The organism is Klebsiella sp. BIGb0132 (genome assembly GCF_024810075.1).
Taxonomy (GTDB): domain Bacteria; phylum Pseudomonadota; class Gammaproteobacteria; order Enterobacterales; family Enterobacteriaceae; genus Klebsiella; species Klebsiella terrigena.
In genome coordinates this window covers 460654-480842 of record NZ_JANUDW010000002.1, presented here as the reverse complement: position 1 = coordinate 480842, position 20189 = coordinate 460654, and the positions used below count along the sequence as shown (strand labels likewise).

At 60.2% G+C, this 20189-nt stretch carries 20 protein-coding genes; 11 read left to right on the top strand and 9 right to left on the bottom strand.

Annotated elements, in window-relative coordinates:
- The first annotated feature begins 81 nt into the window (after positions 1–81).
- The 5 genes from M2416_RS09165 to clcB all read left to right on the top strand — a co-directional run bounded on the left by M2416_RS09165 (position 82) and on the right by clcB (position 5911).
- Entirely contained in the window at positions 82–345 is a 264-nt protein-coding gene (locus tag M2416_RS09165) for a DUF1161 domain-containing protein (RefSeq protein ID WP_076946860.1), read from the top strand.
- Between the two features lie 147 nt (positions 346–492).
- On the top strand, positions 493–2928 hold the full coding sequence (gene ynfE, locus M2416_RS09160; protein ID WP_259223445.1) for a selenate/tellurate reductase subunit YnfE: 2436 nt from the start codon (positions 493–495) through the stop codon (positions 2926–2928).
- 11 nt (positions 2929–2939) lie between these two features.
- Positions 2940–3797, top strand: coding sequence for a dimethyl sulfoxide reductase anchor subunit (locus M2416_RS09155; RefSeq protein ID WP_259223443.1), 858 nt, complete (start codon positions 2940–2942; stop codon positions 3795–3797).
- A gap of 43 nt (positions 3798–3840) precedes the next feature.
- A complete protein-coding gene (gene dmsD / locus M2416_RS09150; protein WP_259223441.1) occupies positions 3841–4449 on the top strand; it encodes a Tat proofreading chaperone DmsD in 609 nt (202 codons plus the stop codon).
- Between the two features lie 178 nt (positions 4450–4627).
- On the top strand, positions 4628–5911 hold the full coding sequence (gene clcB / locus M2416_RS09145) for a voltage-gated ClC-type chloride channel ClcB (RefSeq protein WP_259223439.1): 1284 nt from the start codon (positions 4628–4630) through the stop codon (positions 5909–5911).
- On the opposite strand, the gene bioD is transcribed toward clcB, so the two are convergent.
- The 3 genes from bioD to M2416_RS09130 all read right to left on the bottom strand — a co-directional run bounded on the left by bioD (position 5873) and on the right by M2416_RS09130 (position 9067).
- Entirely contained in the window at positions 5873–6568 is a 696-nt protein-coding gene (gene bioD / locus M2416_RS09140) for a dethiobiotin synthase (RefSeq protein WP_041145751.1), read from the bottom strand. The two genes, clcB and bioD, sit on opposite strands and share 39 nt — an antisense overlap.
- Positions 6569–6819: 251 nt before the next feature.
- Positions 6820–8040 carry a sugar metabolism global transcriptional regulator Mlc gene (mlc, locus tag M2416_RS09135; RefSeq protein ID WP_041145752.1) on the bottom strand — a complete coding sequence of 407 codons (1221 nt, stop codon included), beginning with the start codon at positions 8038–8040 and terminating at the stop codon, positions 6820–6822.
- 124 nt (positions 8041–8164) lie between these two features.
- Positions 8165–9067 carry a LysR family transcriptional regulator gene (locus M2416_RS09130; RefSeq protein WP_041145753.1) on the bottom strand — a complete coding sequence of 301 codons (903 nt, stop codon included), beginning with the start codon at positions 9065–9067 and terminating at the stop codon, positions 8165–8167.
- Positions 9068–9184: 117 nt separating this feature from the next.
- On the opposite strand from M2416_RS09130, the gene M2416_RS09125 reads away from it, so the two are divergent.
- Positions 9185–10438 (top strand): MFS transporter, encoded by a 1254-nt coding sequence (locus tag M2416_RS09125; protein WP_076946854.1) that lies wholly within the window; start codon positions 9185–9187, stop codon positions 10436–10438.
- A gap of 33 nt (positions 10439–10471) precedes the next feature.
- On the opposite strand, the gene M2416_RS09120 is transcribed toward M2416_RS09125, so the two are convergent.
- The 3 genes from M2416_RS09120 to M2416_RS09110 form a co-directional block, all read right to left on the bottom strand.
- On the bottom strand, positions 10472–10564 hold the full coding sequence (locus M2416_RS09120) for a KPN_01571 family protein (RefSeq protein WP_217698319.1): 93 nt from the start codon (positions 10562–10564) through the stop codon (positions 10472–10474).
- 117 nt (positions 10565–10681) lie between these two features.
- Positions 10682–11269 (bottom strand): LysE family translocator, encoded by a 588-nt coding sequence (locus M2416_RS09115; protein WP_041145755.1) that lies wholly within the window; start codon positions 11267–11269, stop codon positions 10682–10684.
- 37 nt (positions 11270–11306) lie between these two features.
- On the bottom strand, positions 11307–12152 hold the full coding sequence (locus M2416_RS09110; RefSeq protein ID WP_259223434.1) for an AraC family transcriptional regulator: 846 nt from the start codon (positions 12150–12152) through the stop codon (positions 11307–11309).
- A 187-nt stretch (positions 12153–12339) separates the two neighbouring features.
- Between M2416_RS09110 and M2416_RS09105 the strand changes: the two genes are divergently transcribed.
- From M2416_RS09105 to ydgU, 3 genes are all read left to right on the top strand, one after another.
- Positions 12340–13827 (top strand): carboxypeptidase M32, encoded by a 1488-nt coding sequence (locus M2416_RS09105; RefSeq protein ID WP_076946851.1) that lies wholly within the window; start codon positions 12340–12342, stop codon positions 13825–13827.
- 174 nt (positions 13828–14001) lie between these two features.
- Entirely contained in the window at positions 14002–14427 is a 426-nt protein-coding gene (gene asr / locus M2416_RS09100) for an acid resistance repetitive basic protein Asr (protein ID WP_259223431.1), read from the top strand.
- Between the two features lie 69 nt (positions 14428–14496).
- Positions 14497–14580, top strand: a complete 84-nt coding sequence (gene ydgU, locus M2416_RS27055; protein WP_095103248.1) for a small membrane protein YdgU — start codon at positions 14497–14499, stop codon at positions 14578–14580.
- A gap of 11 nt (positions 14581–14591) precedes the next feature.
- Here the strand turns inward: ydgU and M2416_RS09095 are convergent, their stop codons facing one another.
- Positions 14592–14846: a hypothetical protein gene (locus tag M2416_RS09095; RefSeq protein ID WP_041145758.1), complete on the bottom strand. Its 255-nt coding sequence runs from the start codon at positions 14844–14846 to the stop codon at positions 14592–14594.
- A 53-nt stretch (positions 14847–14899) separates the two neighbouring features.
- A complete protein-coding gene (locus tag M2416_RS09090) occupies positions 14900–15511 on the bottom strand; it encodes a LysE family translocator (RefSeq protein WP_259223428.1) in 612 nt (203 codons plus the stop codon).
- Between the two features lie 116 nt (positions 15512–15627).
- On the opposite strand from M2416_RS09090, the gene M2416_RS09085 reads away from it, so the two are divergent.
- Entirely contained in the window at positions 15628–16545 is a 918-nt protein-coding gene (locus M2416_RS09085; RefSeq protein WP_259223427.1) for a LysR substrate-binding domain-containing protein, read from the top strand.
- Between the two features lie 654 nt (positions 16546–17199).
- Positions 17200–18012, top strand: a complete 813-nt coding sequence (locus M2416_RS09080) for a trypsin-like serine peptidase (RefSeq protein WP_123552233.1) — start codon at positions 17200–17202, stop codon at positions 18010–18012.
- Positions 18013–18015: 3 nt separating this feature from the next.
- On the opposite strand, the gene M2416_RS09075 is transcribed toward M2416_RS09080, so the two are convergent.
- Positions 18016–20172, bottom strand: coding sequence for a putative bifunctional diguanylate cyclase/phosphodiesterase (locus M2416_RS09075; protein WP_259223425.1), 2157 nt, complete (start codon positions 20170–20172; stop codon positions 18016–18018).
- Positions 20173–20189: the final 17 nt, after the last annotated feature.

Sequence of the window (20189 nt, the reverse complement as noted above, 5' to 3'; positions counted from 1 at the left end):
ATGCAATCATATTAGCAAATACAATTGTTTACACCAGTTCTGCTATGCTTAAATCTGGATGACGTCAATAAGGAGTTTATGATGAAAATATCCCCCTGGCTCTGCGCGGCTCTGCTGCTGGGTTCGACATCAGCGCTTGCCGCACCGGATTCCTGCGAACGGGTAAAAAACGATATTCAGCAGAAAATCATCAATAACGGCGTGCCGGCGACGGGCTTTAGCCTGAGCATCGTCCCCAGCGACCAGCCTGACCAGCCCGGCGCTCAGGTTGTCGGACACTGCGCCAACGACACCTATAAAATCACCTATACCCGCAGCGCCGGCACCGACAGCGAAGCGCAGTAACCCGCCCCTGCTGCAAGTGAAGGATATTATCCCTGGGTTGACCAGGGATAATATTCATCTACCTCTATATAAGTATTATGACTCTCCCATCCGCTCAAATGCAGAACCCGGCGGAATGTCATCATAATAACAATCAGGGAGTGAGTAATGTCTTATCCGGAATATGACGGCGGCCTCAGCCGTCGCACGCTAATTAAATCCTCAGCGATCGGTTCACTGGCGTTAGCGGCCGGCGCAGTGTCGCTGCCGTTTAGCCTGCGCGGCGCGGCGGCGGCCGTTCAGCAGGCCACCCAGGGCGAAGAACGGGTGGTGTGGGGAGCCTGCTCGGTGAACTGCGGCAGCCGCTGCGCGCTGCGTCTGCACGTGCGCGATGACGAAGTGGTGTGGGTTGAGACCGATAACACCGGGCAGGATATTTATGGCGATCATCAGGTGCGGGCCTGCCTGCGCGGCCGCTCTATCCGCCAGCGTATCAACCACCCTGACCGCCTGAACTATCCGATGAAACGAATCGGTAAGCGCGGCGAAGGAAAGTTTGCCCGCATCAGCTGGGACGAAGCGCTGGACACCCTTGCCGGCAGCCTGCAGCGGATCGTTAAAGAGTACGGTAACGAAGCGGTCTACATCAACTACTCCTCCGGGATCGTCGGCGGCAACATGACCCGCTCGTCACCCTCCGCTTCCCCGGTAACCCGCCTGATGAACTGCTACGGCGGCTCTTTAAACCAGTACGGTACCTACAGCACCGCCCAAATTGCCTGCGCCATGCCCTACACCTACGGCAGCAACGAGGGCAACAGCACCTCCGACATCGAAAACAGCAGGCTGGTGGTGATGTTCGGCAATAACCCGGCGGAAACCCGCATGAGCGGCGGCGGGATTACCTATTATCTCGAACAGGCTCGCGAGCGCTCCAACGCCAGAATGATCGTTATCGATCCGCGCTATACCGATACCGCCGCCGGCCGCGAAGACGAGTGGATCCCCATTCGCCCCGGCACCGATGCGGCGCTGGTGGCCGGCATCGCCTGGGTGCTGATAACGGAAAACCTTGTCGACCAGCCGTTTCTTGATACCTGCTGCGTAGGCTACGACGAAAAAACGCTGCCCGCAGGCGCGCCGGCAAACAGCCATTATAAGGCCTGGATCCTTGGCGAAGGAGATGATGGAACCGCTAAAACGCCGCAGTGGGCGTCGCGGATTTGCGGCATTCCGGTCGACCGCATCGTCAAGCTGGCGCGAGAGATCGGCAGCACCAGGCCGGCCTATATTTGTCAGGGCTGGGGGCCGCAGCGCCAGGCCAACGGCGAGCTGGCCGCCAGGGCCATCGCCATGCTGCCGATTCTGACCGGCAACGTCGGAATTAGCGGCGGCAACAGCGGCGCGCGCGAATCAACCTATACCATCACCATCGAGCGCCTGCCGGTGCTGACTAACCCGGTGAAAACCGCCATCTCCTGCTTTAGCTGGACCGACGCCATCGCGCGCGGGCCCGAAATGACCGCCCTGCGCGACGGCGTACGCGGCAAGGATAAGCTGGACGTGCCGATCAAGTTCCTGTGGAACTACGCCGGGAATACCATTATCAATCAGCATTCTGACATCAACCGGACCCACGAAATCCTGCAGGACGACAGCAGGTGCGAAACCATCGTGGTGATCGATAACTTTATGACCTCATCGGCTAAATATGCCGACATCCTGCTTCCGGACCTGATGACCGTCGAGCAGGAGGATATTATCCCCAACGACTACGCCGGCAATATGGGCTACCTGATCTTTATTCAGCCCGCCACCTCGCCGAAGTTTGAGCGCAAACCGATCTACTGGATCCTCAGCGAAGTGGCCAAACGCCTCGGCGATGAGGTCCTGCAAAAGTTTACCGAAGGACGCACTCAGGAGCAGTGGCTGCAGCATCTTTACACCCTAATGCTGGCGAAAGACCCCGCGCTGCCCGCCTACGACGAGCTTAAAGCGATGGGGATCTATAAGCGTAAGGATCCCGCGGGCCATTTTGTCGCCTATCGCGATTTCCGCCGCGACCCGCTCGCCAATCCGCTAAAAACGCCCTCCGGTAAAATTGAGATCTACTCCAGCCGGCTGGCCGATATCGCCGCCAGCTGGCAGCTGGCGGCGGATGAAACCGTCAGCCCGCTGCCGGTGTACGCCTCCACCTTCGAAGGCTGGGACGATCCGCTGCGCAGCCAGTTTCCGCTGCAGCTTTTTGGCTTCCACTATAAAGCGCGCACCCACTCGAGCTACGGTAACGTCGATATTCTGCAGGCCGCCTGCCGCCAGGAGGTGTGGATTAACCCGCTGGACGCCGAGCGGCGCGGGATTAAAAACGGCGATATGGTGCGCGTCTTTAACCAGCGCGGCGAGCTGCGCATTCCGGCAAAAGTGACGCCGCGCATTATGCCCGGCGTCTCAGCGATGGGCCAGGGCGCGTGGCATGACGCCAATATGGACGGGGATCGTGTCGACCGCGGCGCCTGCATTAATACGCTGACCACCCACCGTCCGTCGCCGCTGGCGAAAGGCAATCCTCAGCACACCAACCTGGTTGAAATTGCCAAAGCTTAAGGAGAACGAGCATGGGAAACGGATGGCATGAATGGCCGCTGGTGCTGTTTACGGTGCTGGGCCAGTGCGCGGCGGGAGCGCTCATCGTCAGCGGCCTGGGCTGGCTGTCGCTGAAAAATAACTCCGAAGCCCGGCAGCGCCTGGTGCGCAGCATGATCGCTATCTGGCTGCTGATGGGGGTCGGCTTTCTCGCCTCCACGCTGCACCTTGGTTCACCGCTGCGGGCGTTCAATTCGCTCAATCGCCTCGGCGAGTCGGCGCTAAGTAACGAAATCGCCAGCGGCATCATCTTCTTTGCCGTCGGCGGGCTGTGGTGGCTGCTGGCAGTCACCAGCAAAATGCCCGCCGCGCTGAGCGCGCCGTGGCTGGCCGCGAGCATGCTGCTGGGGGGCGTTTTTGTCTTTGCGATGACCCGGGTTTACCAGATTGATACCGTTCCGACATGGTATAATGGCTATACCACCGGCGCCTTTTTTCTGACCATGCTGCTCTGCGGGCCGCTGTTTGCCGCACTGCTGCTGCGTGCAGCCAACGTGTCGTTTAACGGCAGCGTCTTCGCCTCGCTGAGCGTTCTGGCGCTGCTGGCCAGCATTGCCATCGTCGTGCTGCAGGGTTTTGGCCTCGGCGATATTCACAGCTCGGTGCAGCGCGCCGGCGCGTTGGTTCCGGGGTACGGGTTCTGGCAAACCTGGCGCATCGCGCTGCTGGCCCTTGGTCTCGGCTGCTGGCTGTGCCCGCTCATTCGCGACATCCGCCCGCGTACCGGCGGGTTATGCCTCGGGCTGCTGCTGGTGCTGGCCGGAGAACTGATTGGCCGCAGCCTGTTTTATGGCCTGCATATGACCGTCGGCACGGCAGTTGCCGGTTAATTTTTCGTGCGCGGACAGCCGCGCCGCAGTAAGGAATATAAGCATGATGCAACCCCCATTCCGCGACGCCGTCGCGCTAAGCGCCCGCACCCTCGGCGCGCTATTTTCGTTTGCCCCGCAAAGCGAGCAGGCCGCCCCGCTGGTCAGCGCCCTGCGCGACGGAAGCTGGCAGGCCCAGTGGCCCTTTGCGGTGCCCGCTGAGGTGGTTGTCCGCTTCACCGAACACAACGACGAGCCGCTGGCCGAGGCGTGGCAGCGTCTGTTTATCGGCCCCTGGGCCCTGCCGGCGCCGCCGTGGGGCTCCGTCTGGCTGGATAAAGAGAATGTCCTGTTCGGCGATTCGACGCTGGAGCTCAGGGAGTGGATGCGGCAGAACGGCATCGCCCGCGCCGCGCAGAACAACGATCCGGAAGATAGCTTTGGCACCCTGCTGCTGCTGGCCGCCTGGCTATGCGAGTCCGGGCAGGATGAGGCCTTTTCGCAGCTGCTGGCCCGGCATCTGCTGCCCTGGTCGGGCCGCTTCCTGGCGGTTTTCGTCAGCGAAGCCGGGCATCCGTTCTACCAGGCCCTGGGTCAGCTAAGCCAGGCCACGCTGGCGGAGTGGCAAGACACGCTGACTCTTGTCGTCGCCGACAAACCGCTCTATCGCTAGCCTCGTCGCCATGTCGCGGAACTCGGATGTCCAGCCTGCGAGTGACAACGTCACATAAAGTGTCTTCCGTTCCTCCTTTTCTCCGCTGCGCGGCGGCAAAGGAGGCACTTATCGCTTTTGCTTATAACGTTATTCCCCTGCACAATAAGGCACTCATTCCCGCAACGCGTAATGTCCGATGCATCGTTTGCCTGCTTATCCTGATATTCAGGTCATGTTTCGCCGCCTGCTGGTCGCCACGCTGATCGGTATTCTGGCGGCGCTCGCCGTGGCGCTCTTTCATGCCGCGATGGGGCTGCTGGAGGCGCTGCTCCTCAGCAATCGGAGCGGAAGCCTGGTCAACGCAGCCGAATCGCTGCCGTGGTGGCGACGGCTGCTGACGCCGGCGGCCGGCGGATTTGCCGCCGGCACCCTGCTTTGGCTCTGGCAGCGCCGCACCCGCCAGCGTCCGCATGCGCCGACCGATTATATGGAGGCGCTGGAAACCGGCGACGGCCGCTTCGATACGCCGGCCAGCCTGATAAAATCCTGCGCCTCGCTGCTGGTGGTGACCACCGGCAGCGCCATTGGCCGCGAGGGGGCGATGATCCTGCTGGCGGCGCTGGCGGCCTCGCTGTTCGCCCGACGCTTTACGCCAAAAGAGGAGTGGAAATTATGGGTTGCCTGCGGCGCTGCCGCCGGGATGGCCAGCGCCTATCACGCTCCCCTGGCCGGAAGTCTGTTTATTGCCGAGATTCTGTTCGGTACGCTGATGCTGGCCTCGCTCGGCCCGGTGGTTATTTCAGCGGTTGTTGCGCTGCTGGTCAGCCATCTGCTAAACGGCAGCCAGCAGCCCCTTTACCAGGTGACGCTCAGCCTTCCCCTCACCGCCGTTCACTACGGGCTGATGCTGGCGACCGGACTGCTGGCCGGGCTCTGCGGGCCGCTCTTCGTCTGGCTGATGGGCTGGAGCCATCGCGGCTTTCTGCGCCTGCGCCTCTCGCCGCCCTGGCAGCTGGCGCTCGGCGGCGCCGTCGTTGGCCTGCTGTCGCTGCTGACGCCAGCGGTGTGGGGGAACGGTTACAGCACGGTGCAGAGCTATCTCCAGTCGCCGCCGCTGCTGGGGGCAATCGCCGCGGTATTCGCCTGTAAGCTACTTGCGGTACTGGCCAGCAGCGGCTCGGGCGCGCCCGGCGGCGTGTTTACGCCGACGCTGTTTGTCGGGCTGGCAATGGGCATGCTGTTCGCCAGCTTCACCGGCCTGTGGCTGCACGGTTCGGAGGTGGCGATTATGCTGGGTCTGGCGGGAATGGCGACGTTCCTGGCGGCAACAACGCACGCGCCGATTATGTCGACCCTGATGATTTGTGAAATGACCGGGCAATATGCGCTACTGCCCGGCTTGCTGATTGCCAGCGTGCTGGCATCGGTGCTGTCGCGAACGCTACGCCAGGACTCGATCTACCGCCATCACCTCACCTAGCCGCGCCAGGTCAATGTACTGGCTCAGCTCGCGCTGTTCGGCGCGCGGCAGATAGGGCAATTCGCCGATCAGCGGACCCGGCAGTTTTTTACTTAAGACGTCGATGATTTCAGCGTAGTGCGCCAGACCCGGATTAATGCGGTTGGCGACCCAGCCGATAAGCGGCAGGCCGTCATTGGCAATGGCCTGCGCGGTCAGCAGGGCGTGGTTGATACAGCCCTCCTGAATGCCCACCACCATCAGCACCGGCAGCTGCTCCTGCACCACCCATTCGGAAAGCGGACGCAGATCGTTCATCAGGCTGCGCCAGCCGCCGGTTCCCTCAACCACCACGTGATCGACCTGGCCGCTCAGGCGCTGCAGTCCGTCCGTCAGCAGCCCGTAGTTGATGGGGCTGCTGTGCGCCACGCTGCTTTCATCTTCGCTTAACGCTATGGGATTGACAGCATCATAGGGTAACGCCAGCGTCGACACGCTTTGTAAAATCAGCGCGTCTTTGTTACGCAACCCGTCCGGCGTCTCTTTGCTGCCCTTGGCCACAGGCTTGTATCCGGCGACGCTTTTGCCCTCAGCGGCCAGTGCCTGCAGCAGCGCGCGAGAAACCACCGTCTTCCCGACGGCGGTGTCAGTACCTGTTATAAAGAAACGCTTAAACATCACTAACCCCACAGTTATGTTGATGAAATATATACCCGTCATGCTTCAGGCGGCATAGCGGTTAGGCTCTTCGCTCACCCTGAACGCTTAGCGAAGTAAGGCGTCGGGATTCCCTGCGTTGCGGCCTTCCGGCTGCGCGAATCGTGCGGATATATACAGAAAATGGATAGAAAACTGTGGGAAAAGTCTACGCGAAGCCGGCGAATGCCAGCTTGAGATAGCGCAATTTTTAGTGTGACTATGAAAAAATGTTAACCCTGTAACAGTCGTATCAGCAGCGATCCGTTATAGAGGGCATCTTTAACCAGCGCGGCGCCGGCCATAGTTCCACGGTTGGAGAACTGGGTACTTTCGACGGTAATGTGTCGGCTATAGGCCGGCAGCGACTGTTGACGAATGCAGTCAGAAATAGCCGGAAACAGGATATCCGCCGCGAGGCTAAACGGAGAGCCGATAAGAATTTTTTGCGGATTGAAGAGGTTAACCATGATCGCCAGAATTCGTCCGACGTGCTGGCCGACGCCGCTGATAATATCGCGAGCCAGCAAATCACCCTGCAGCGCCGCCTGACAGAGCCACTCAACGCTCAGCGGCTGCTGGTGCAGCATTGAGCTCATCGATTTGGTCATCCGTACCTGAGTAAGCTCCAGCACGCTCTCGACGCTGGCAATGGTTTCCAGACAGCCGTGGTTGCCGCAGTAGCAGCGCTTGCCGTAAGGGTCGACCTGAGTATGGCCGATCTCCACCAGGCTGCTGCTCCCGGCGTGCAGCAGGCGGCCGTCGGTAATCACCCCGGCGCCGACGTTATGGTCAATCACCACCTGAATCACGTCCCTCGCCCCTCTGGAGGCGCCAAACAGCGACTCCGCCATGGTCCAGGCGCTGATATCATGCTGAATATAAACCGAAACACCGGTATGGTTGGCCAGCACTTCGCCAAGCGGCAGATCCTTCACGTCGTCATAGAACGGCATCCGATGGATGATGCCATTTTCGGTGTCAATAATTCCCGGCATGGTCACGGCGATTGCCGTCAGGCGTTCCAGCTTCTTTTGATGGCGAATAAAAAAGCGGTCGATATGCTCAACGACCCGGCTCAGGAAAGGCTGTTCGTGCTGCAGCGCCAGCTCGAGCTGCTCTTCGACCACCAGCTTGCTGCTTAAGTCGCGCAGCGCGAGGTGAATCTCACCCCGGCTGATACGCACGGAAAGATAGTGCCAGGCCTCGGTTTCCACCATCAGGCCCACCGCCGGACGCCCGCGGCTGCCCGGATCCTGGATTTCCGTCTCCTGCACCAGATGCGCTTCCAGCATCTCGCGGACAATTTTGGTAATACTGGCCGGCGCCAGCTGGGCAAAACGGGAGAGATCGATGCGCGATACCGGGCCAAGCTGATCGATCAGGCGATACACTGCTCCTGCATTGGTCTGCTTTATTTGATCGATATGGCCAGGCTGACTATCCGCTACCACCGTTGACTCCCTTTATTTTCGCGCTTCGAAATAAACTTTCAGCTATGGTGAAGCACTTCGACGGTGCACGTCAAATTTTTGCTTAGCCTTGTGATTTACCGCACAATTTTGAGCTGATTTTGTCCTAATTGTGCATCAAAGCGGCGTGAAGAAGCTGCTCCCGGAAGCGCTGTGCCGCCTGTCCCTGCTCGCGATGCTTCGACCAGACCAGCCACATTTCGGAAACGGCGTCCTGCTCGACGATCGGCAGCCAGCGCATCTCATTGAGCTGAACACGTTTAAAAGAGGCTGGCAGAATGGATACGCCAAGCCCGGACGACACCAGGCCAATAATCGTCATCGCCTCGCCGACCTCCTGAGCAATCGTCGGCGTGAGGCCGTAGCGGCGCATCAGGCCGAGAATATCGTCGTACAGGCCGGTACCCACGTGCGGGTCAAAAAAGACGAACGGCTGACGCGCCAGCTCCGCCAGGCTGACCGCATCCTGGCGCGCCAGCGGATGATCGCTGGGCACCATTGCCAGCAGCGGTTCGCGCAGAATGCACTGCCACACCAGCGTTTCCGGCAGCCGGGTGTTGCGCATCAGCCCGAGGTCTAACGCCCCTTCGTTAAGCGGCACAATTTGTTCCCGGGTATTGGTTTCCCGGGTCTGGATATGCACGTCCGGATAGCGGCGGCGAAAGGTCGACAGGGTATCGGAGACGGCCTTAATGAACGGCGCCGAGGAGGTAAAGCCGATATGCAGTTCGCCGGTTTCGCCGTGGTGCAGGCGCCCCGCCCGGGCGGCGGCATCCTCAACCTGGGTGAGGATTTGGCGGCTATCGGCAAGAAACTGCTTTCCCGCCGCCGTCAGGCTGACGCTGCGGTTGGTGCGGGCAAACAGCCGGGCGCCGATCTGCTGCTCGAGGATCTGAATCTGCTGGCTCAGCGGCGGCTGGGAGATATTCAGCCGCGCCGCCGCGTGGCCAAAATGGAGCTCTTCGGCGACGGCAATAAAGTAGCGCAGGTGGCGCAGCTCGATATTCATATTTAAAACGTCTTATTTGAGATTATTAATATATTAGACAGAATATTTACATTTTCATACTCTAAAAATGTGATCTGTAAGGTCACCTAACCCCGAGTTTCTCAGCAAGGATTTTCCGTGAGTCGTACAACTACCGCTGACATCGCGCCGGCAAGCGAAGTCATCGACAATAATGTGGTATCCCAGCCAAATCAGTTTATTAAACGCGGTACACCTCAGTTTATGCGCGTCACCCTGGCGCTGTTCTCTGCCGGTCTCGCCACCTTTGCCCTGCTCTACTGCGTGCAGCCGATCCTGCCGGTGCTGTCGAGCGAGTTCGGCATCACGCCGGCCAGCAGCAGTATTTCGCTGTCGATTTCCACCGCCATGCTCGCCGTCGGGCTGCTGTTTACCGGTCCCATCTCGGATGCCATCGGGCGCAAAAAGGTGATGGTCACCGCGCTGGTGCTGGCCTCCTGCTGCGCCCTGCTGTCAACGGTCATGACCACCTGGCACGGGATCCTCATCATGCGCGCGCTGATCGGCCTGTCGCTTAGCGGCGTGGCGGCCGTTGGCATGACCTACCTGAGCGAGGAGATCCACCCCAGCGTGGTAGCCTTCTCGATGGGGCTGTACATCAGCGGCAACTCGATCGGCGGCATGAGCGGACGCCTGCTCACCGGGGTGTTTACCGACTTCTTCGGCTGGCGCGTGGCGCTGGCGGCGATCGGCTGCTTTGCCCTCGCTTCGGCCATTATGTTCTGGCGAATTTTGCCGGAGTCGCGCCATTTCCGCCCGACCTCGCTGCGGCCAAAATCTCTGCTGATTAACTTCCGCCTGCACTGGCGCGATCGCGGCCTGCCGCTGCTCTTTCTCGAAGGGTTCCTGCTGATGGGGGCTTTCGTGACGCTGTTTAACTACATCGGCTATCGTCTGATGATGTCGCCGTGGTCGCTGAACCAGGCGGTGGTCGGCCTGCTCTCGGTCGCCTATCTGACCGGAACCTGGAGCTCGCCGAAGGCCGGGGCCATGACCGCCCGCTACGGACGCGGCCCGGTAATGCTGGTCTCTATCGCGGTGATGCTTGGCGGCCTGCTGCTGACGCTTTTCCCCTCGCTGTGGCTGATATTCAGCGGCATGCTGCTCTTTTCGGCCGGTTTTTTTGCCGCGCACTCGGTCGCCAGCAGCTGGATTGGCCCGCGCGCCCGCCGCGCCCGCGGCCAGGCATCATCGCTGTATCTGTTTAGCTACTATCTGGGTTCCAGCATTGCCGGGACCTTAGGCGGGGTGTTCTGGCATAACTACGGCTGGAATGGCGTTGGCGGCTTTATTGCCCTGATGCTAACGGCAGCACTCGTTACCGGCGCCTGTTTGCACAGGCGTCTGAAATAGCGAGTAATCACGTGGCCTTCACGGCCACGCTGCTCACCACATACCCAGTATCGATGAGGCCCCCAGCAGCTCTCTGACGGCGTCGATTGAAAGGAGTGCGATAAACAGCAAGGTGAACGGATTCATATTAACCCCGCATCAGCGGCCCTGGCTCCCTATGAGTTTAGCCGCTGGCTGAGAAAGAATCTGCTATCCTGGCCACATCATGATGACATTATGATGACCGCCGCCGTCGCGGGATTGCTATAGCATTCCCGCCCACGCGGAAATCAGCAGCAGCAGCGCCATCGCGCGCTGGAAGCGAACCAGAGCCGCGGGGGTGCGAAAGACCCGGTTGACGATCTGCCCCAGCCACGCCCACGCCGCCAGGCACAGCAGCGAAATCACTAAAAACCACGCCGCCATCCGCGCAATGCTCCATATCGCCCCGTCGCCGGCGGGCGCAAACAGGCCAACCACCGCCAGCGCCATCATCCACGTCTTCGGATTAACTATCTGCAGCAGCGCGGCCGCGCGGGCGGTAAAGCGTGCCGCCGTGGACGTTTGCAAATTCGGCGCCGGCGCGTTGAACAGCTGCCAGCTAAGCCAGCTGAGCCACAGCGCGCCGGTCCAGCTCATCAGCTGGCGGACCAGCGGATGTTGATGCAGAAGCTCCCCGGCACCGGCGCCGGATATCAATACAATCACGCTGGCCGAGACGCAGGCCCCCGCCACCGCGGAGAGCGTCGCGCGTACGCCATAGCGCTGGCTGTTGGTGAGGATCAGGATATTCGTCGGCCCGGGGGTAATGGAGGCGACGAAGGCAAACAGCAGATAGGGCAGCAGATCCACAGGTGACTCCTTGTTGTCAGGAGCCACCACTGTGCGGCTATTTTCTGGAAACGTCTGGAAGGTTTGTGCACAGGCGCCGATAGTGGGCCGGGGTGAGCCGATACGAACGCAGGAACCAGCGGCCAAGATGGCTTTGATCGGCAAACCCCGTCGCGGCGGCGACGTCCACCGGCAGCTCGCCGCAGGCCAGCAGCTGGCGCGCTTTCGCCAGCCGCAGCTGGATAAGCCACGCGTGCGGCGCGAGGTGAAACTCGCGCTTAAAACAGCGAGTCAGGGTAAAGCGATCGGTCCCGGTGACCGCCGCCAGGTCGGCAAGACCGATATTGTCGCCCATATGCGCATACAGATAATCCCGCGCCCGGTGCGCCACCGCCGCGCTCTGGATATGCGACGGCAGCTTCTTCCGCCAGCTGCAGTGCGCGGTGAGCTGGGCCAGCAGGTCATCCATACGGCTCTGCTGCACGATGCGCATCTCATTGCCGTGCAGCGTCGAAAACGTCTCGCCGATAGCCCGAACCAGCCGCGGCTCGCGGGTCAGGGTGCGGGGAAAATGGAGTGAGTAGCTGCCGGGAACCGACTCGTAGAGGCCCTGCAGGGTGTGCGTCAGCCAGCGTTCGTCGAGATAGAAGGTCAGATAGGTGAAGCCCCCCGCCACCGGCGCGTCGCCGTCGTGGATCTCGCCGGGCTCAAGCAGGAAGGCGTCGCCGGGATGGCTGCGATGGCGCTCCCGGCGGCAGGAAAACTGCTGGGTCCCGGACAGGGTTATCCCCACCAGATAGCTGTCGTGCCAGTGCGGATCGTAGGCGTGCCCCTCGAAGTGCGCCTTGATGGTTTCAATTCCCGAATCTGCATGCTGTCGCAGCTCAAGCCAGTCGTTTGTCATAATCTCTCCCCCACGCCATCAGCATTGTCTATCCTTTTACGTCTGTCTGGAAGATTTGTGCAGTTCAGCGCATCGCCAATCCCGGCAGGCAATTCACTCGCGTCACTCGACCCGTCCGGAGGATCAGGATAGTGTAGGGGTCAACAGGCTATGCCTCTCGTTCACTTGCAACAGGTCAGAATTTACTATGGCAGAAAACAAAAACTATCAGCAGCTTACCCATACTTTCCAGCGTCTGTCGCGCTTTTCACATCTGGGCGCTATCGCCGGGTGGGATATGTTCGCCATGATGCCGCCTGGCGGCAGCGCGGCGCGCGGCGCGGCGCTGGCGGAGCTGGGCGTGCTGCAGCACCAAATCCTGACCGATAAGAGCGTGGCTCAGGCGCTGCACAACGCCCTGCAGGAAGATCTTAACGACGTTGAGCAGGCCAACCTGCGCGAAATGACCCGCCAGCACGCCCAGGCGGCCCTGCTGCCGGAGAGCCTTGTTGAGGCTAAATCGCTGGCCGGCAGCCGCTGCGAGCACGCCTGGCGCAGCCAGCGTCCGGCCAATGACTGGGAAGGCTTCGCCGATAACCTGCGCGAAGTCGTCAAGCTGAGCCGCCAGGAGGCGGCCCTGCGCGCCGAAGCTAAGGGCTGTTCGCCGTACGATGCCCTGCTGGATATTTTTGAACCCGATATGACCAGCGCCCGGCTGGACGTACTGTTTGCCGACCTCAAGTCCTGGCTGCCGTCGCTGCTGGCGAACGTGGTTGAGAAACAGGCCCAGCATCCGCTCATCGCGCCGCAGGGCCCGTTCCCCATTGCCGATCAGCGCGAGCTTGGGCTGGAAGCGATGCGCGTGCTGGGCTTTGACTTCAACGCCGGGCGTCTGGACATCAGCGCCCATCCGTTCTGCGGCGGCGTGCCGCAGGACGTGCGTATCACCACCCGCTACAACGAAGACGATCTGCTGAGCGCGCTGTTTGGCGTTATCCACGAAACGGGCCACGCCCGCTATGAGCAGAATTTGCCGCGCACCTGGATCGATCAGCCGGTCGCCCTCGCCCGCTCGACGGCGATCCACGAATCACAAAGTCTGTTTTTCGAAATGCAGCTCGGCCGCAGCGACGCGTTTTTAAACCGTCTGCTGCCCGCCGTGCGCCAGCGTTTCGGCGAGCAGCCGGCGTTCAGCAGCGAGAACTTCGTTGCCTGGAATCAGCGCGTTAAGCCCGGGTTTATTCGCGTGGACGCCGATGAGGTCAGCTATCCGGCGCACGTTATTCTGCGCTATGAGATTGAGCGAGCGCTGATCGATGGCGACATCGAGGTTGACGATATCCCGGCGCTGTGGGATGAAAAAATGCAGAGTTGGCTGGGACTCTCCACCACCGGTAACTATCGCAACGGCTGTATGCAGGATATTCACTGGACCGACGGCGGCTTTGGCTACTTCCCTTCCTATACCCTGGGAGCGATGTACGCGGCGCAGCTGATGGCGGCCGCCAGACGCGCCCTGCCGCAGCTCGAGAGCCAGATTGCCAGCGGCGACTTCTCCAGCCTGTTCGACTGGCTGCAGCAGAACATCTGGCAGCACGGCAGCCGCTTCACCACTTCCCAGCTGATTCACAACGCCACCGGGGAAGATTTGAACAGCGACTACTTCCGCCAGCATCTGACCTCCCGCTATCTGTAAAACTCCGCGCCGGGCAACGTCCCGGCGCATTATTTCTGCATGATGAACCGCGTCGTACATTCGGTTACACGCCGATACCAAACACTCACGGAAAGCTCGAAAAGAGAAGCATATAGTTCTTTCACCGGCCCCGCAGTGGGGTTGAATGAAAAAAACCTTTTCGAGGATATCAGAATGAAAAAAGTATTAGCTCTGGTCGTTGCCGCTGCTATGGGTCTGTCTTCTGCTGCTTTCGCTGCTGATGCAGTAAGCACCACTCAGGCTCCGACTGCTGCAACTCACAGCACCACTGCCAAGACCACTCATCACAAAAAACACCATAAAGCCGCCGCTAAACCGGCCGCAGAGCAGAAAGCTCAGGCTGCAAAAAAACACAAAAAAGCAGAAGCTAAACCGGCTGCCGCTCAGAAAGCCCAGGCTGCTAAAAAGCACCACAAAGCTGCAGCAAAACCGGCGGTAGCGCAGAAAGCTCAGGCTGCGAAAAAACACCACAAAGCCGCTGCTAAACCTGCCGTAGCGCAGAAAGCTCAGGCCGCTAAAAAACACCACAAAGCTAAACACCACGCTGCGGCTAAACCTGCTGCACAGCCGGCGGCATAATTAATCCGGTTAGTCTGGTATCGTAATAAATCGGCGCTGCTTCAGCGCCGTTTTTTTCTGGAGGATACTATGCTGCGGCGCTACCGTTTCGAGCTCATTCTGATCCTGCTGATTATCTGTGCGCTGGTTGCGACCCGCTTTTTTCTCTACTAACGCGGAACCGCTTAATCATCCCCTTCGATCGGATAACCCGCCTGACGTATCGCATTTCGACAATCGCTGACCCCTGCCGCATAACCTGCTTCAATCTCACAGACCGGACTCGCACAGCACACCGGCAGCCTCACCGGCGTTGCCAGCTGCCGCTCCAGCTGCGTAATTCTCTCCCGGGCAGCCAGAAGCTCGGCGGCGAATAGCGCGGGCGCAATATCGTCTCTTTCACCGTTCGCCGCTGCGCGCAGCGCGTCATTCTCGATCATCGTTAACTCTCCTTACCGGTAGCTCCCTTCAACCATAGCCTCTTTACGCGGACCTAGGCCCGGCTCCCGATGAATTGCCAGAGATTGTAGCCAAGGCCGTAGAGGGCTAAGACCAGCAGGAAAGCGGCCGACATCGTCGTTAACAGCCGGGTGTGCGCCGGCGTCAGCCAGCGATGAATGGCGAGAATATAAAATGAGAGTACGCTGAGGTCGATAACCACCCACAGCGCGGTCAGGATCCCAAGGCTCGTGCCGGTATCGGCGGTGATATGAATAAACTGCGGAAAAAACGCAACAAAAAACAGAATGTCTTTGGGATTACCCAGCGCGGTGATAAATCCCACCGTCAGCCCGCCGCGCCGGGCCGCCGGGCGAGCGGCCGAGGTTTCGCGCAGCATGCTTACCGCCAGAAAGGCAACGTACAGCGATCCGCCGATCGCCACCAGCGTCAGCGCCTGCGGGTCGAGGTGCAGCGCGCCGGTCAGCGTTGCTGCGGCGACGGCAATCAGCAGCAGCGAGGCCAGATTGCCGCCGATCATCGTCCGTACTGCCCGGGCGTAACCCTCCCGCGCCGCGGTCCCGGTCACCAGCAGCACCACCGGCCCCGGGGTCGCAATCAGGGCCACGACCGTCAGACAATATCCCGCCACCAGCATGTAGTTCATGATAATAACTCACTCAATGATTTAGAGTTCTGCATTCTGTTCTTTGATTAACAGGTTGAAAAACGAGAAATGGTGAGTTTGAATGTGAGTATGACTCACAATAGAGATCCATGACGATGTCGACGCCTCCCCTCTACGCCCTGCGCGCGTTTGAAACCGCCGCGCGTCTGGGCTCGTTTAGCCGGGCCGCCACCGCGCTGCACGTCACCCCCGGCGCAGTCAGCCGGCATATCGCTACCCTGGAGGCGTGGTTCGAGTGCCGACTGTTTATTCGTCAGGGGCCAAAGGTGATCATCACCGATGCCGGGCGGCAGCTGGCAAACGCGCTGGAGGAGAGCTTTTCGGCCATCGACAGGGCCTGTCATTCGCTGCGCCGACAGGCGGGAAAGCTGCGGCTGAAGGCTCCCTCAACGCTAACCATGCGCTGGCTGCTGGACGTACTGCAGCGTTTTCGCCAGCAGCATCAGCGCCCTGAAATCGAGCTCAGCAGCGTATGGATGGATAAGGACAGCGTGGATTTTGCGCGGGAGCCGTACGACTGCGCAATCCTCCTCGGCAACGGGAACTTTGGCGCGGATAAGCGCCAAACGCTGCTGTTCGCCGAGTGGCTGATCCCGGTCTGCGCGCCGGCAATGACCCCGGCGGCGCGGGAAGATTTAGCCTCCTGCCCGCTGATTCACCCGACCACCGACCGCCGGGACTGGCGGCGCTGGCTGCAGCATAGCGGGCAGCATCCGGCGGTAGATCTCTCCCAGGGGCTGGTTTTCGATAGCCTGGAACAGGGCAATATGGCGGCCATGAGCGGTCACGGCGTTTCGGTGGGCGATCTGCTGCTTAGCCAGCAGGCGCTGCGGGCGGGACTGCTGACGCTGCCGTTTTCGCAGGCCGTCGCTACCGGTGAGGGATACTATCTGGTGTGGTCTGCAAATACGCTCAGCCCGCAGCCGATTGCTCTGCTGCAGGCGTTTTTGCTCGCTCACGTCCCGGGGCCTTTTCCCGACGGGATCCTTCGGCGGGGAAAAGCCCCGCGATGACGTGCAGCGATGTAGTGATGGCTTACAAAACGCTGACCGCCTGCGCCACCAGATACCCCGCAGCGCCCCAGATAAAGACGGACACAACGGAGACATAAACCAACGCACGAATACCTTTTTTCGACATACGTCCTCCCGAGACTGGAGCCAGAAATCACCGATATCATCGCGGGGACAACATCTCTGCTTGCTCAACGGCTGCTATCAATAACAGCCTTTTGAGTGAGAAAATGTTTCGTTTTGCAAGTAAGCACAAATGGTGTAAAAAAGGACAGTTTTTTGTGAAGTTGTCTGTTTTATATAGCATTACTCTAACGATTTTTATTAACAAACGCCGGAAAAACGCATCATGTCCGGTCGCAGATGGCGCCCTCTTTTTGGTACTTTCTGTAACCCGATATCTGTTGCTTCCAGGGCCGGTTTCTGCGGAAATGACAGCAGCAAAAAATGCGCGCTAACTGGTTGAGTTATCGACCTTCTTTGCGTTCAAAGCGGCAATTTTACCGGGGGCTGACGGTGTGCTGATTTAATTAAAATTACTGTTAACTTTCATAAACTTAAATCTCCTGCTACTTTCAATATAGCCAAAATCATCCCCGGCGCACTCGGGTGGCCAGCAGGATGGTGAGTATAATTATCTCCTCAGAGAGTGATATGCGTAGAGACGTACTGTTATTACTGTGTTCATTTTGCCTGTTTCCTCTGTTTGCACAGGCTGACGATGACGGCATGAGCGCGAAAGATATCAAGACCCTGTTTTTTGGTCATGATGACCGCAAGCCGGTAAGCAACCCCGCCGAAGCCCCGTGGGACGCCATTGGCCAGCTGGAAACGGCCAGCGGCAATCTGTGCACCGCCACCCTTATCGCCCCCAACCTGGCGCTGACCGCCGGGCACTGCCTGCTGACGCCGCCGAAGGGCAAGCCGGATAAAGTCGTCGCCCTGCGCTTTATCTCGCGCAAAAACGGCTGGGTTTACGAAATTCACGGCGTCGAGGGTCGCGTGGACCCGTCATTAGGCCGGCGCCTGAAGGCCGACGGTGACGGCTGGATCGTCCCCTCCGCCGCCGCGCCTTCGGACTTTGGTTTAGTGGTGCTGCGCTATGCGCCTTCCGGCATCGACCCGATCCCGCTGTTTCCCGGCAGTAAGGCCGACCTGACCGCCGCGCTAAAGGTCGCCGAGCGCAAGGTGACTCAGTCCGGCTACCCGGAAGATCACCTCGATAACCTGTACAACCATCAGGACTGCATCGTGACCGGCTGGGCCCAGACCTCGGTTCTGTCGCACCAGTGCGATACCTTACCCGGCGATAGCGGTTCACCGCTGCTGTTAAAAACCGAAGGCGGCTGGCAGGTGATTGCCGTCCAGAGCTCGGCGCCGGGGCCGAAGGATCGCTGGCGCGCGGACAATCGGGCCATTTCGGTGACCGGTTTTCGCGACAAGCTGGAGACGCTGGCCGGCGAGTAACCGCTACCCCTGCTGCTGGCGCAGCTGAAGCAAAGAGGCAATCGGCATGGGCTCGCTAAAATAGTAGCCCTGCAGCTTGTCGCATCCCGCACGACGCAGCAGCGCCAGCTGCTGCTGATTTTCCACTCCCTCCGCCACCACCGTCATGCCCAGCGCGCCGGCGATGCGCACGGTACCGCGTACCAGCTCCGCCGCCTGCGGATCGGTGTCGACCAGCCCGGCCAGCGATTTATCGATCTTCAGCGTGTCAAAACTGAAGCTGCGCAGATAGCCAATACTGGAGTAGCCGATGCCAAAATCATCCAGCGCGACGGCCGCCCCCAGCGCCTTCATGTTTTCAATGGCCGCGCGGGCGCGTTCGGGGTTCTCCATCACGTAGCTCTCGGTGACTTCAACCTGCAGGCGGCGGGCCGGAAAATGGCAGTGGGCGAGGACCTGCACCACCCGCGACTCAAACTCCGGGTCGCGAAACTGCGCCGGGGAGATATTTACCGACAGCATCAGGTCCCCCATCGGCTGCAGATCGCAGCAGGCGCGATGGAGCACAAACTGGCCGAGCGCGTAAATCAGGCCGCTGCTCTCGGCGACGCTGATAAAGGCGTCAGGCGGCAGCGCGCCCTGGGGCCGCCGCGGCCAGCGTATCAGCGCCTCCACGCCTTCGATGGTCAGGGTTCCGGCGTTGACTATCGGCTGATACCAGACGTCAAACTCGTCGTTTTCAAGCCCCTGACGAATGCCGTTTTCCAGATTCAGCTGATACTGCCTGGCGTCGCTCAGCGCCTCGTCGTACCAGGTTGTGCGCCCCTTTCCGGTCTTCTTCGAATGATACATGGCGATATCGGCGCGGCGGAAAAGCTCGGTGCTCGAGCACTGGGCCGGCGCTCCGCTGGCAATCCCGAGGCTGGCGCTGATATAGATTTTGCGATCGCTCAGGTCAATCGGCGATTTCAGCATTTCCAGCACCGCCCAGGCGAACGCCGACGCCTGACTTATCGCCTGCTCGCCGCCGACGGTCATGGCAAACTCATCCCCGCCCATGCGCGCCAGCATCCCTCCGGCGGGCACCCTCTCCTGCAGCTCGCGGGCGACGTGGGTAATCAGCGCATCGCCGACGTCGTGCCCGTAGTTATCGTTAACGTCTTTAAAGCCGTCGAGGTCGATAAACACCACGCTCTGCATCTCGTGCTGCGATCGTTCACACACCACGTTGAGCCGCTCAATCAGCGCCCGCCGGTTGGGCAACCGGCTCAGCCAGTCGGTCATGGCGATGGTGCGCGCCAGCTTTTCCCCACGCGCCAGCTTATACAGCCCCAGACAGCTAAAGAGGATGAACAGCAGGATCAGGCTGGCGGCCACCAGTGCGATCAGGCGAATGCTGCCGGATGCCGCCTGAGCCGCCTCCGCCCCCGGCAGCCGCGGCTGCCAGCTGAGGTAGCTAATAATCTCCCCGCCGTTGGTGCGCAGCGCCACGCTATAGTCGCCGCTGGTTTCGGTGGTGTGCAGATGATGAATTTGAAAAGTATCCCCGAGCTTTTGCAGCATATCGGGGTTGATGTGTCGGGTAATCACCAGATAGCGCCGCGTATCGTCGTACACCTGCAGGCGGCCCATGGTCGGGCGTATCAGGCCAATAGCGATAAAGGCAATCCCCTCCCGGGTTCGGGTTATCCCGGCCCAGGCGCTGGTTCCGTCGCGCAGCGCCGCGCCGTGCTCGGCGATCATCGACTGCAGCCCGCGGCCAAAAAAGCCGATATCCGACTCATTAAAGGACTGACTGCGAAACGATCCCCACAGCACCCGGTAGTGCTGATCGAGGACAAAGGTACCGTCGTAGAGGTTATTTATTTTGAAGCCCGAACCCCAGGAATCAAACAGCCATTTGGTGTCGAGCGTTGGGGCATAGGTCTGCTTAACGGCGTCGTCCCAGATGGAGTTATCCAGCACCAGCGACATTACGCGGTTCACCGAAGTCTGCACCGCGCCGTTAACCGAAAGCACCGAGCGGTGACGGTCGATCTCGTTCGCCTTGATGCCAATCAGGTGCTGCGACAGATAGAGCAGAGAAATAACGGAAGCGATCAGGCCTGTTCCGGCGAGGAGAATAATGACCGCAAGCGTTTTGGCCGAAGGAAGATGACGCCAACCAGGCAAGTTAACCATTATCTGTCCTCATCGCG

Bases quoted from the DNA above. Each gene is read 5' to 3' on its own strand.
- M2416_RS09095 (WP_041145758.1), bottom strand. From the start codon at position 14,846: ATGATCGAGAATGACGCGCTGCGCGCAGCGGCGAACGGTGAAAGAGAC.
- M2416_RS09075 (WP_259223425.1), bottom strand. From the start codon at position 20,172: ATGGTTAACTTGCCTGGTTGGCGTCATCTTCCTTCGGCCAAAACGCTT.
- M2416_RS09085 (WP_259223427.1), top strand. From the start codon at position 15,628: ATGTCGACGCCTCCCCTCTACGCCCTGCGCGCGTTTGAAACCGCCGCG.
- ydgU (WP_095103248.1), top strand. From the start codon at position 14,497: ATGCTGCGGCGCTACCGTTTCGAGCTCATTCTGATCCTGCTGATTATC.
- M2416_RS09090 (WP_259223428.1), bottom strand. From the start codon at position 15,511: ATGAACTACATGCTGGTGGCGGGATATTGTCTGACGGTCGTGGCCCTG.
- clcB (WP_259223439.1), top strand. From the start codon at position 4,628: ATGCATCGTTTGCCTGCTTATCCTGATATTCAGGTCATGTTTCGCCGC.
- M2416_RS09155 (WP_259223443.1), top strand. From the start codon at position 2,940: ATGGGAAACGGATGGCATGAATGGCCGCTGGTGCTGTTTACGGTGCTG.
- M2416_RS09080 (WP_123552233.1), top strand. From the start codon at position 17,200: ATGCGTAGAGACGTACTGTTATTACTGTGTTCATTTTGCCTGTTTCCT.
- dmsD (WP_259223441.1), top strand. From the start codon at position 3,841: ATGATGCAACCCCCATTCCGCGACGCCGTCGCGCTAAGCGCCCGCACC.
- asr (WP_259223431.1), top strand. From the start codon at position 14,002: ATGAAAAAAGTATTAGCTCTGGTCGTTGCCGCTGCTATGGGTCTGTCT.
- M2416_RS09105 (WP_076946851.1), top strand. From the start codon at position 12,340: ATGGCAGAAAACAAAAACTATCAGCAGCTTACCCATACTTTCCAGCGT.
- ynfE (WP_259223445.1), top strand. From the start codon at position 493: ATGTCTTATCCGGAATATGACGGCGGCCTCAGCCGTCGCACGCTAATT.
- M2416_RS09130 (WP_041145753.1), bottom strand. From the start codon at position 9,067: ATGAATATCGAGCTGCGCCACCTGCGCTACTTTATTGCCGTCGCCGAA.
- M2416_RS09165 (WP_076946860.1), top strand. From the start codon at position 82: ATGAAAATATCCCCCTGGCTCTGCGCGGCTCTGCTGCTGGGTTCGACA.
- M2416_RS09110 (WP_259223434.1), bottom strand. From the start codon at position 12,152: ATGACAAACGACTGGCTTGAGCTGCGACAGCATGCAGATTCGGGAATT.
- M2416_RS09120 (WP_217698319.1), bottom strand. From the start codon at position 10,564: ATGAATCCGTTCACCTTGCTGTTTATCGCACTCCTTTCAATCGACGCC.
- bioD (WP_041145751.1), bottom strand. From the start codon at position 6,568: ATGTTTAAGCGTTTCTTTATAACAGGTACTGACACCGCCGTCGGGAAG.